An 11,488-nucleotide genomic window follows, 5' to 3' on the forward strand; every position below is an offset into this window, starting at 1 on the left:
CTTACTTCGACTGGACTCAGTACTTCACCTGTGTGTGAAGGTTTGCCTATGGCTTGTTTCATCTTAGTATTTGCTTAACTCAGCAATAAAGTTAATGTTTTTGATGTAAAAGCCTAATCATAATTATCAAGTTCCAGCTTGGTGTGTTGTTGATATGTTTCTATATCTTTTGGCTTTTTATGCAGTATTTCAGAGTTTTATTATTGTAGGATGTTGTTGAGACTGGATTTGTTTTAATTTGGGTTTTATCACATAACAAAGCAGGCTGTTTCATAAGAAACAGCCTGCTTTAAAATCTTACAATGTTGATTTTTCTGATTATATATTAAATATCAAACAAAACCAATTTTGAATGAAATCATGTTACTATTTTCTGACAGCATCAGACATATCCATGATAACCGCTGATTTATCAATTCTGATTTTTACATCATCAGCAATTTCCATGATGATTTGGCTGTCTTTTACCTCAGCAACACGGCCATAAATACCACCGGTGGTAATAATTTTATCGCCTTTTTTAAGAGCCTCACGGTATTTGCGCAACTCCTTTTGTCTTTTCATCTGCGGACGTATCATGAAGAAATAGAAAACCACGATGATTAGTAAAAACGGCAATAAAGACATTAATGGGTTTGGCGCATCGGCCTGGGGTGGTAATGACAAAAATAAACTATACATATTTATCGAATTAAAATTAATTTACTATTTGAATTTTGATTTTTGCAATTTTAGTGACAATAAACGAATTTACAAAGAATTATCTAACATTTGCTCTTATAACCAGAAGGATGGATTCCTCACTGCCATTTGAGTAGACTCGAACTGTTTGTCGCTGATTTCCATGCCTTCCCCGGGTGTCGAAAGTTACTTCAATGGAACCTCTCTCTCCGGGTGGAATCGGGTGTCGTGGATATTTAAGGTTGGTACATCCGCATCCGGCTTTTATATCCTCAATAATTAAAGGGGCATTTCCATTGTTGGTAAATCCAAAAATAGCGGCCACCTCTTCTCCTGAGGTCAAATCGCCAAAATCGTGCTCTGTTTTATCTGGAACCAATATTGTTTTCTCTGCTATTTGGGTACTGTTCTGCGAGTTGTCATCACCAGTAGATAACAACTGACAACCTACAACAAATGGAATCAATACAATAGATGGTAGCAAATAAAGTTTCATCTTGATTTACTGTTTTATTCAATCAAACCGCGTCCTTGCTTTTTTATTTTACCTTCTTCCTTTAAATGGTTGGTAATTTTATCCAGAATACCGTTAATAAACAGACCACTTTTAGGAGTGGAGTAATGTTTTGCGATTTCAATGTATTCGTTTAACGATACTTTAATCGGAATGTTAGGAAATTCCTGAATTTCAGCCAATGCAATCTGCATAAGCACAATATCCATGAATGCAACGCGCTCCAGATCCCAGTTTTGGGCAAACGTTTTGATTAATTCCGTGAATTCCTTCTGATTGAGTAATGTTTTTCTGAAAAGAGTTTTAACAAACTCTTTGTCATCTTCATCCTTAAACTCTTTTTGTAAGTCTTGCTCACTGCCTTTTTCTTCGGAAAACTCTTTCAGAGTTTTTATCACCATACTAACAATGAATTCACATTCATCATTCCAAAAAATACTCTGTTCTTCGAGTGCGGTGTAGAGAGGTTCGTGTTGTGCTATGACTTTTTCTGTGAGCTTTACAATAAACCTTTTTTGGTAGTCGTAGCTATAATCCTTGGCCACCATGTAATCATTATACATGTCGGAATCAATGATTTTAGAGAAGATTCCTTTGATGATTTCCGGATGATTGCTCCATGACAATCCTGTAGTTTCCTGGTATTTTACACGTACCGGATTTTCTATCAGCTGTTTAAGGACAGCATTATCAATAAACCTTGTGTTTGGGTTTAAATCCTGGGGTGAAGGAACTTTTTTGTTCTTTCCTTTTTCAATTCGCAGCTCTGCATAATGATGTAGTTCCGTTAGGAGCATCAGAATGAGATGATATAATTCGTAGGATTTGGATATGCTGTGAAATAACTCTTTTTCCATCTCCTGAATGGAGGCATCGCCTCGTTTGCTATAGGCGTATGCCATTTGTAACACCTTAACTCTTAGCAGTCTTCTACTTAACATTATTGAAAGAACTTTTATTATGACAATCTTTAGTGAACATGGCAAAAATAGCCATTTTTTTAATTTCTACAATTATATATTAATGCAATATATTGAAAATGTTATAATACATTGTTAATTAGTCGTTGGGTCTCACATCAGGGAGGTTTCATTTTAAACATGGACTGCCTGTATGACTGTTTTATACTATTTTGCTTACTGATTGGCACCCGGTAAAATTGAGTTAAACCAATAGTTTGAGTTTAGATTCCTCTCTTCGTTCGGAATGACAGTTGCAAAGGTTTTATTGGATGGTGTTAGTGACGACAATGCCGTCACTAACACCATCCAAAGCAAAAAACAAGAGAGCCATATCATTTCGTCCAAAGGGAGAAATCTAGAGAGTTTTACTGGACAACAATTATTTATTAATTTAATCTTCAGATGGTCTTCATATTCTTGTGGTCACCTACTGATGCAGTATTTCGTATACTTGTTTCTTTGTTGTAAATGGATAAATAATTTAAACATTGAAAAATTTTGTAAACAAAACTTGGGATGTTAAAAAAATTATTCCCATTTTTGACTATCGAAACCAGATGTGTTTTAATTTAATAAAACTTTTATTCGAGATGGAAGGATTCGACAAACAAGAAGATTTTGAAAAGCGAGACAAAGAGGAAATCTTTTCGAAAGCTGTAAGAGCGGGAAAAAGAACCTATTTTTTTGATGTTAAAGCAACCCGGAGAAACGATTACTATCTTACTCTGACCGAAAGTAAAAAGCGTTTTGAGGATGATGGTCGTTTTTATTTTGAGAAACACAAAATATTCCTCTACAAGGAAGATTTTGAGAAGTTTAGCGATGGGCTTCAAGAAGCCATCGATTTCATAAAAAAAGTTAAGGGTGATGAAGTGGTTGAAAAAGAGCCGGATCAGCAGGGAGAGCTTGAAACGGTTGATTCCAGTGGATTTACCAACATTGAATTTGAAGATCTGAATAAGTAGAAAAAAGGCTGTCGTCGACAGCCTTTTTTAGTTTCCTATTACAATCAAATGAAATTCTTGTGCCTCAGGAAATATATTTACCGGTTTTATCTTCAATCAATACAACGTTGTCCCTGCTGCTCTCTATTTTAATAAAGCATATGACTTTATCGGCTCCTGCTGTATAGCAAACCTCCTGCACTTGTTTAACAATTTCCATTAATTGGTTGTAATCTCCTTCCATAACCGTTTCAAATGGGGTTACCTGATATTTTACGCCTGAATTTATGATGACTGAAATAGCCTGATCAACAATTTCGTATAGATCATGATTGGGTGCTACAGGAATGACCTGTACAGCGACATTAACAGATTGATTCATAGTTTATAGATTAAATTTGTTTTAACTTATTAATTGCACCATTTTTTTTGAATATTTATAACGAACTCAGCGATCAACACTAAATTCTAAACTAATAAAAATTAATGTTTTACCGTTAATATGGCACACCTACGGCGTGCGGGGTATAGCATTACTCTAATTTTCTATCAATATTTGCCACCTAAGGCGGCACTCCAATTGTCCTTCAATAATGTTTGGTTTCCATTCTCCTGTTCAGTTTCCGCTTTTGCGGAATTCTATTCACTATGTTTATTCTATTCCGTTTCACATGGTTCCGTTTTGCGGAATTCCGCTACGCTTCCAGTCGCCTTATATGTCTTATATGGTTCAAGCATTGCACACCTGCGGCGCTCGGGGTTGGGCATCACACTATTTTCTATCAATATTTGCCACCTACGGCGGCACCGCAACTGTTTTAAATTGTTTGATTGATATTAGACCTTTTCCGCATTTCGGAATTCTGTTTCGCGTTATCTCCGGTCTCCGGTCTCCGATCTCCGATCTAAATCGACCTCTTAACCTCACCGATAAACCCTCAACTCAAAACTCCACAACTCAATACTTTCCCCCCCTAATCCCAAAACCCCTAAAAATAGGGATTGTTTAATCTGTCATGTTAAACTATTTTTGTCGGTTAAATCGGAAAACGTAAAAACTATGGTATTATCAGAGCTCACCAATGGCCAGGAAGCTATAATAGTAAAGGTTAAAGGATATGGAGCTTTCAGAAGACGAATTCTGGAAATGGGTTTTGTTAAAGGTAAAAAAGTTACCGTCATAAAGAATGCGCCTTTAAAAGATCCAATCGAATATCAAATCCTCGACTATAAAGTGTCTCTGCGTAGAAGCGAAGCGCAACTTATTGAAGTCGTAACAGTTGAAGATGCCTTGCAAGCCAGTGAGGAGTCATATCATGGAACACTGAACGAGGAAATTCTCGAAATTGCTGTTCGTGAAAAGCGTAAAGATATAAACATTGCGCTTGTTGGTAATCCAAATTGCGGTAAAACCACCCTTTTTAACCATGCCAGTGGGAGTTACGAACATGTTGGAAACTACAGTGGGGTAACCGTTGATGTTAAAACCAGTACGTTTAAGCATAACGGATATAATTTCCATCTTTCCGATCTACCCGGAACTTATTCATTATCGGCATACAGTCCTGAGGAGGTTTTTGTGCGCGAGCATATCAGTCAGCATGTGCCGGACATCGTTATTAACGTGGTTGATGCTTCAAACTTAGAGCGAAACTTATATTTAACCACGCAGCTGATACACATGGACGTTAAGGTGGTGATTGCATTAAATATGTATGATGACCTTCAGAAGAAAGGCGATTCGGTGGATTATGATCAACTGGGATTGCTGCTGGGAATGCCGGTTATACCAACGGTCAGTTCAAAGGGGAAAGGGATCAAAAAGCTCTTCGATCGGGTTATAGAAGTTTATGAAGATCGGTTTCCGGAGGCAAGGCCTGTTAAAATTAATTTTGGAGAAACTTTGGAGAGAAGCATCGGGAAAATAGAAGAACACATTAAACTGCATGATGAACTTAAATCCCGAATCAGTCCACGTTTTCTTGCTATTAAATTATTGGAAGGCGATAAGGCCTACAAAAAGATGGTAAGGGGGGGTAGTTATTCAGACATCCTTGTTGAGACGCATAAACAGGTTGATAAAATTGAAGATCTTCTGAAGGAGGATATTGAAACCATTATTACTGATGCACGATACGGATTTATTGCCGGAGCCATGCGTGAAACATATAAGGAAAGTCCTGTAAAACGTCGCAGAAAAACCGATGCCATTGATTCTGTCCTGACTCATAAACTCTGGGGATTTCCCATATTCTTCTTCTTTATGTGGCTGATGTTTCACACCACCTTTACGCTTGGTCATTATCCTATGGAGTGGATTGAAGATGGTGTGGAGTGGCTTTCAGGATGGCTTGGCGGAGTAATGACAGATGGTTCCTTTAAGGATCTGTTGATAGATGGAATTATTGCCGGTGTTGGTGGGGTCATTGTTTTTTTACCCAACATTCTGATTCTCTTCTTTTTTATCTCTTTCATGGAAGATACGGGATACATGGCGCGTGCAGCTTTTATAATGGATAAGGTCATGCATAAAATTGGGTTGCACGGAAAGTCTTTCATACCTATGGTAATGGGATTTGGTTGCAACGTCCCGGCCATAATGGCCACACGAACCATAGAAGATCGCAATAACAGGTTGCTAACCATGTTGATCAATCCTTTCATGTCGTGTAGCGCGCGTTTGCCGGTTTACATTCTGTTTATTGCAGCTTTTTTCCCAAATTATCCGGGTACTGTTTTATTTGTACTCTATGGCAGTGGGATTCTTATGGCGGTTATAGTAGCAAAACTATTTAAGCGATTTGTGTTTACCAAGACTGATGTTCCATTTGTTATGGAACTTCCTCCATATCGCATACCTACACTTAAAAATACCACACGACATATGTGGTTTAAAGGTCGTCAATACCTACAAAAAATGGGGGGGATCATCCTGATTGCCTCCATCATCATCTGGTTTCTGGGTTACTTTCCGAGAGAAGGAAGCAGTGCCGATTCTTTCCGAAATCAGATTGAACAAATTGCTCATAATTACTCTTTAACAGATATAGAAGAACTTGATGCCGAAGCACTGGAACAAATGACGAGTGGCGATTCCGAAGCGATTATTGACCTTAAAGAGAAAAAGCATCGGGAGCAACAGGAGCAGAGTTATATCGGCCGTTTGGGAAAAGCTGTAGAACCAGTCATTCAGCCTCTCGGTTTCGATTGGAAAATGGGGGTGAGTCTTATCAGTGGTATCGCGGCTAAAGAAATTGTTGTGAGCACCATGTCGGTTCTTTATCAGTCGGCCAGAGTAGATGCAGAGGAAGATGCCACCATGTTAATTTCAAACATGAAAGCTGATACATATGAAGATGGAATGCCTGTTTATAATCCGGTGGTGGCTCTTGCTTTTTTGATGTTTATTCTAATCTATTTTCCATGTATTGCCGTAATTGCGGCAATAAAAAAAGAATCAGGATCATGGAAATGGGCCATGTTCACAGTATTCTATACAACAGGATTGGCATGGCTTACCTCATTTGCTGTTTTCCAGATTGGTAGCAGGCTCTTTTTGTAATGGCTTACCATGCTTTTGATTTATATTGTGTCTGAGTTTGACTGATATGGAACTAATTTTAAAGACTTGGGATGTTTTGCACTTAACTTTTAAACGATGATGCAGGATATTTTTACATATACTACAGTAATCATTGCCTTTGCCATTGCGGCAAAGGCAATCTGGAAAACTTTTTTCTCTGAAAATAAAACAACCGCCTGTTCAGGCGGTTGTTCAGGTGGTTGCAATACCAAGAGTGAAATCCTGAAAATGTTGGGATCAAAGTAACTTATAACTGACAAAGGCAAACTTTTTACTACAGGGAGACCAGGATGGAACATTGATGGTTCCTTGTCCTCCGAACAATTCTGTCAGAATGTGCGGTGTACCTCCATTGGCAGGCATAATTCTTAAAACCACATCTTTATTCGCCGGGTGACCTTCAACTCCGGGTTGGTAAGACAAAAATGCAATCCATTGACCGTCGGGAGATGGGTGGGGAAACCAATCAACCCAATCATCATCAGTCATTTGTTCCGGATTGCTGCCATCTCGCCTCATTCTCCACAATTGCATATTTCCCGATCTGTCACTATTAAACCAGATATATTTCCCGCAGGGAGTATAATCAGAGCCATCTTCGTGCGATGGTGAGTTGGTTAGCTGTTTCTCTTCGCCACCATTTACGGAAATGGTATATATATCGTATTGATCATTTCGTAGTCCTATAAAGGCTAGTTCTTTTCCATCGGGTGACCAACCATGAAGGTAAGATGGCCCATTTTCTGTAATCTTTCTGGGTATTCCACCATGAATATCAACGATATAAATGAGTGATTCCCAGTTTTGATCTTCGCAATGATGGCTTATGGCTATTTCTGTACCACCAGGAGATAAAACATGGTCGTTGTTATTATTAACAGCAAAATCCATTTCAATTTTTGTTGGTACACCTCTCGTTATTGGAATGGAATAAATATGGCCATCCTGATTAAAGTAAAGTGTATTGCCATCCGGTGACCAATTTGGTGCTTCAAAATGTGCTGTGTCGCTATAAACAACTGTCCGTTTGGAATCCTCAATATCTACAATTTCAAGGTAGCTTATCATGTTATTAATTTGTTGTGAATATAGTGCGAATTGGAAGCAGAGAATTAAAATGCTTATGGTTATTGCTGATTTCATTGTTTTGTAGGTTTATTGTTCGTATCATATATTAATAGTTCGTTAATCTTTTTTATTCACCTAATTATCAAAGGTTTATGAATTCGCTGTAGTGTTGTACAATCAGCTGATAATAAGAAATTTACTTATGTCTAATCCCGCTGAGCGGGACTTCGCTGTGTTCAGTATCTTACATCTAATAATCTAATCCCGAGAAATACGGGACTAACGATATTGATATATAAATTTAGTGAAAAGCATTTAGTTATTTCACCCGGTAGTTGAAATAATTTAGCATAACCACCGTATTTATAGATTGAAAATTCCCGATTGGGAGGTTCAGCATAATTGAAACCCATTTCTACAATAAAATTTTGGTAAAGAAGTTATGAGGGTCGATATAAAACAAGGGGTTTATTATAAAAAAAAAGCCGTTAGTAAAAAAACTAACGGCTTTTGTGCCCAGAACAGGACTCGAACCTGCACGTACTTGCGTACACTAGTCCCTGAAACTAGCGCGTCTACCAATTTCGCCATCTGGGCCAACCATAAATCAATTCTGATTTATTTGCGGATGCAAATATAAGAACTTATCGGTTTTGCAACAATGATGTTCAAATATTAATTTTTCAAATTTCTTTCAAGAAATTGAAATTTCATGTGATAAAGATGATTTCGTGTATTACCCCCAATCAGACTATGTGCCCGATTGGGATATATGAACATGTCAAACTGTTTATTGGCCTGAACCAACCGATTACTGTATTCCATTATGTTTTGATAATGAACATTATCGTCAGCTGAACCATGTATGAGGAAAAGGCGTCCATGTAAATTATCTGCAAGGTTTAATGGTGAGAAATTAGCATAACCAGATGGATTTTCTCTGGGTGTACGCATATATCTTTCGGTATAAGCTGTGTCGTAGAACTTCCAATCTGTAACGGGTGCCACTGCTATTCCGGTTCTGAAAATCTCACTCCTGCTCATGCTTAATGCAGTGATGTAACCTCCATAACTCCATCCCCATATCCCTATTCTGTCGGCATCAATATATGGTCGTTTGGCCATATATTTTGCAGTTTCAATCTGGTCTTCACTCTCAAACCTGCCAAGTTGCATGTATAGCTGTTTTCTGAAATCTTCTCCTCGGGCACCTGTACCGCGACCATCTACACAAACCACTATATAACCCTGAGTTGCTAAAAAGTATTCCCATCCTGGTTCCCATCTGTCTAATACCCTTTGTGAATTAGGGCCGCTGTATTGTGTTAGTAATAAAGGGTATTGATTTCTCTCTGAAAAATCAAGTGGTCTGATGATATAGCCGTTAAGTTCTACATTTTGAGAATTTTTAAACGAAAAGAACTCTTTGGTTGGTTTGGCATATTCTGCAACACGCAATTTCACAGCTCTGTTGTCTTCTATGGTTCTAATTAACCGGTTATTTCGGGTAAAAACCTGGTAAATCGGAGGCGTTGTTGTATTACTGAATTCATTGATGAAGAAACTGAAATCAATGCTGAACCATGCCATATTGGTTCCTTCGTTTTCGGATAAACGTGTCAACCTGGTACCATCCATTCTAATGGAATATATTTCACGGCGAAGCGGCGAAACAGCCGCGGCCTGGAAATAAAAGAGCCTGTTTCTGTTATCAAATCCCAGGAAATTGGTTACATCCCATTCTCCCTTAGTGACCTGCCTTATGTTTCTACCATCCATCCCAAAAAGATGAATGTGATTAAATCCGTCAAGTTCTCCAACATAAGCAAAATGTCGGCCATCTTCCAAAAAGTGTATGTTGTCAAGTACCGAGTAGTCAACATATCTTTCGTTTCTGTCGGTAAATATGGTTCTTGCAACACCCGAAGAAGGGTTGGCAATGTATAAGTCAAGTTGATTCTGACGTCGGTTTAACGTTACTATGGCAAGTTGATCGGGTTGAGTAGTCCATCGAATTCTTGGAATATAAATGTTATCACCACCAACTTCCATCTCTTTGGTGGTTCTGTTTCTGAGATTAAAAACATGAACGCTCACTTTTGCGTTTCTCTCGCCGGCTTTGGGATATTTATAACGATATTCACCCGGATACAACTCAAATTCCGACTGATTTGGCGATGACCCCATATACAAGGGGAAACTGAATTCTCTTACATGAGACTCGTCGAATCTCATGTAAGCAAGCTCCCGGCTGTCGGGCGACCATTCAAATGCTCTGTTAAAGCTAAATTCTTCTTCATAAACCCAATCCGGAATCCCATTTATTATGTGGTTCTTTTCCCCATCTGAGGTGATGGCTGCTTCTGTGCCAAATCTCAAATTTTTAATGAATATGTTGTTATTTCTGACGAATGCCACCGCATGTCCGTTGGGAGAGAAAGTGGCAGCTTGTTGTGGCCCATTTTCAGATAAAGGTTCGATCTCTCTGCGTGCGATGTCAATGACATAATAGTCCGCTATGAAGGAGTGTCTGTAAATGTTTTCCCGGTTGGTATAGACAAGTATTTTTGTTTCGTCATCGCTGAACTCATAGTCCAGAATGGATTTTATTGGAGTATCCTTCAAGTTTGGGATATAGGCAATCACACCTGTTTTTTCTCCCGTGGCATAAGAATATCTTACAATTTGAGTTCCGTTTGCTTCTAACACGGAATAGGAACTCCCGTCTTTCATCGGACGAAGTCCCTGAACTCTTTCAGCCGCAAATGTTTGAGCTGATACAAAATCGTCAAGACTCAATGCCTTCTTTTGTGCGTTGATATTTAAAATAAACGAAGCAAGTAATGCTAAAATTAAGATTCTCATATTATTAATTTTTTATTTATCGTCTATGTCTAATTATTTTATATTATTATGATGTCAGATGTTTTAACAATAATCCTGCCTTAATTGAATAAAGCAGGTTCGTAAATTCTCACGAATTTACTTTTTCCTGATTAATATTGAAATTTCCACATTGAATTCTTATCGCAAAATGGCATTTTTTTTGCAACATCTTAACTAATTCTTTGCAGTATTCAGGATTATTGTATTTTTGCAGCCTAAATAAATCTATAACTTATGGTAAAAGATATTCTTGCTATTTCCGGATATTCCGGACTTTTTAAGCTGGTTTCTCAAGCAAAGAACAGCGTAATTGTTGAGTCTCTTACAGACGGAAAAAGAATGCCTGCGTACGCAACTTCAAAAATTAGTGCGCTCGAAGACATCTCTATATACACAGAAGATGAAGATGTCAGATTGTCAGATATTTTTGTAACCATTTTTGAGAAAGCCATCGAAGTTGATCCAAAAGCAGACGCAGGATCATTAAAAAAGAAGTTTGAAGAGATTTTACCCGACTATGATAAGGATCGTGTATATGTATCCGATATCAAGAAAGTATACATGTGGTTTAATCTCCTAAAGGAAAAAGGTATTATAACTGAGGAAGCCATCTCAAAATACAAAGAGGAGAAAGATAAGGAGGAAGAATCAACAGATTCTACCGATGAGTCAGAAAATAAATAACCTCATTACCTGATGTTTGTAATTTGTGTTGAAAACCTTTTGCAATTTTATTTGGAATATCGTTTTTAACACTCTACTTTTGCAGCCGCTTCTTAAGAAGGTTAAGGGGCGCCGGAATCTGAGATATTGAGATAAAGGAATTAGCTTTTTTGTTGTTTATAAGGTC

At 37.9% G+C, this 11,488-nt stretch carries 10 protein-coding genes and 1 tRNA gene; 4 read left to right on the top strand and 7 right to left on the bottom strand.

Going from position 1 to position 11,488, the window contains the following annotated elements; translation table 11 throughout:
• Positions 1 to 366 precede the first annotated feature (366 nt).
• The 3 genes from yajC to nusB form a co-directional block, all read right to left on the bottom strand.
• Positions 367 to 681 (bottom strand): preprotein translocase subunit YajC, encoded by a 315-nt coding sequence (gene yajC / locus EV194_RS16305; RefSeq protein WP_132435509.1) that lies wholly within the window; start codon positions 679 to 681, stop codon positions 367 to 369.
• Positions 682 to 760: 79 nt separating this feature from the next.
• A complete protein-coding gene (locus EV194_RS16310) occupies positions 761 to 1,177 on the bottom strand; it encodes a DUF1573 domain-containing protein (RefSeq protein ID WP_132435511.1) in 417 nt (138 codons plus the stop codon).
• Between the two features lie 14 nt (positions 1,178 to 1,191).
• Entirely contained in the window at positions 1,192 to 2,136 is a 945-nt protein-coding gene (gene nusB, locus EV194_RS16315; RefSeq protein WP_132435513.1) for a transcription antitermination factor NusB, read from the bottom strand.
• A gap of 611 nt (positions 2,137 to 2,747) precedes the next feature.
• On the opposite strand from nusB, the gene EV194_RS16320 reads away from it, so the two are divergent.
• Positions 2,748 to 3,122: a DUF3276 family protein gene (locus tag EV194_RS16320; RefSeq protein ID WP_079557840.1), complete on the top strand. Its 375-nt coding sequence runs from the start codon at positions 2,748 to 2,750 to the stop codon at positions 3,120 to 3,122.
• A 64-nt stretch (positions 3,123 to 3,186) separates the two neighbouring features.
• Here the strand turns inward: EV194_RS16320 and EV194_RS16325 are convergent, their stop codons facing one another.
• Entirely contained in the window at positions 3,187 to 3,483 is a 297-nt protein-coding gene (locus tag EV194_RS16325) for a thiamine-binding protein (RefSeq protein WP_132435515.1), read from the bottom strand.
• A gap of 678 nt (positions 3,484 to 4,161) precedes the next feature.
• Between EV194_RS16325 and feoB the strand changes: the two genes are divergently transcribed.
• A complete protein-coding gene (gene feoB, locus EV194_RS16330; RefSeq protein WP_132435517.1) occupies positions 4,162 to 6,663 on the top strand; it encodes a ferrous iron transport protein B in 2,502 nt (833 codons plus the stop codon).
• Between the two features lie 96 nt (positions 6,664 to 6,759).
• A complete protein-coding gene (locus EV194_RS16335) occupies positions 6,760 to 6,930 on the top strand; it encodes a FeoB-associated Cys-rich membrane protein (RefSeq protein ID WP_132435519.1) in 171 nt (56 codons plus the stop codon).
• Here EV194_RS16335 and EV194_RS16340 read toward each other — a convergent pair.
• From EV194_RS16340 to EV194_RS16350, 3 genes are all read right to left on the bottom strand, one after another.
• Positions 6,922 to 7,827 (bottom strand): TolB family protein, encoded by a 906-nt coding sequence (locus tag EV194_RS16340; protein ID WP_132435521.1) that lies wholly within the window; start codon positions 7,825 to 7,827, stop codon positions 6,922 to 6,924. The genes EV194_RS16335 and EV194_RS16340 overlap by 9 nt on opposite strands.
• Before the next feature lie 438 nt (positions 7,828 to 8,265).
• Positions 8,266 to 8,349, bottom strand: a tRNA-Leu gene (locus EV194_RS16345).
• Between the two features lie 78 nt (positions 8,350 to 8,427).
• Positions 8,428 to 10,617, bottom strand: coding sequence for a S9 family peptidase (locus EV194_RS16350; RefSeq protein WP_132435523.1), 2,190 nt, complete (start codon positions 10,615 to 10,617; stop codon positions 8,428 to 8,430).
• 255 nt (positions 10,618 to 10,872) lie between these two features.
• Here EV194_RS16350 and EV194_RS16355 point away from each other — a divergent pair, with 255 nt between their 5' ends.
• A complete protein-coding gene (locus EV194_RS16355; protein WP_132435525.1) occupies positions 10,873 to 11,322 on the top strand; it encodes a DUF5606 family protein in 450 nt (149 codons plus the stop codon).
• Positions 11,323 to 11,488: the final 166 nt, after the last annotated feature.

Origin of the sequence: Natronoflexus pectinivorans (genome assembly GCF_004345615.1) — a bacterium.
Taxonomy (GTDB): Bacteria; Bacteroidota; Bacteroidia; order Bacteroidales; family Marinilabiliaceae; genus Natronoflexus; species Natronoflexus pectinivorans.

Excerpts from the sequence above, each read along its gene's own strand:
- EV194_RS16335 (WP_132435519.1), top strand. The coding sequence starts at position 6,760 with ATGATGCAGGATATTTTTACATATACTACAGTAATCATTGCCTTTGCC.
- EV194_RS16325 (WP_132435515.1), bottom strand. The coding sequence starts at position 3,483 with ATGAATCAATCTGTTAATGTCGCTGTACAGGTCATTCCTGTAGCACCC.
- EV194_RS16355 (WP_132435525.1), top strand. The coding sequence starts at position 10,873 with ATGGTAAAAGATATTCTTGCTATTTCCGGATATTCCGGACTTTTTAAG.
- nusB (WP_132435513.1), bottom strand. The coding sequence starts at position 2,136 with ATGTTAAGTAGAAGACTGCTAAGAGTTAAGGTGTTACAAATGGCATAC.
- feoB (WP_132435517.1), top strand. The coding sequence starts at position 4,162 with ATGGTATTATCAGAGCTCACCAATGGCCAGGAAGCTATAATAGTAAAG.
- EV194_RS16310 (WP_132435511.1), bottom strand. The coding sequence starts at position 1,177 with ATGAAACTTTATTTGCTACCATCTATTGTATTGATTCCATTTGTTGTA.
- EV194_RS16320 (WP_079557840.1), top strand. The coding sequence starts at position 2,748 with ATGGAAGGATTCGACAAACAAGAAGATTTTGAAAAGCGAGACAAAGAG.
- EV194_RS16350 (WP_132435523.1), bottom strand. The coding sequence starts at position 10,617 with ATGAGAATCTTAATTTTAGCATTACTTGCTTCGTTTATTTTAAATATC.
- yajC (WP_132435509.1), bottom strand. The coding sequence starts at position 681 with ATGTATAGTTTATTTTTGTCATTACCACCCCAGGCCGATGCGCCAAAC.
- EV194_RS16340 (WP_132435521.1), bottom strand. The coding sequence starts at position 7,827 with ATGAAATCAGCAATAACCATAAGCATTTTAATTCTCTGCTTCCAATTC.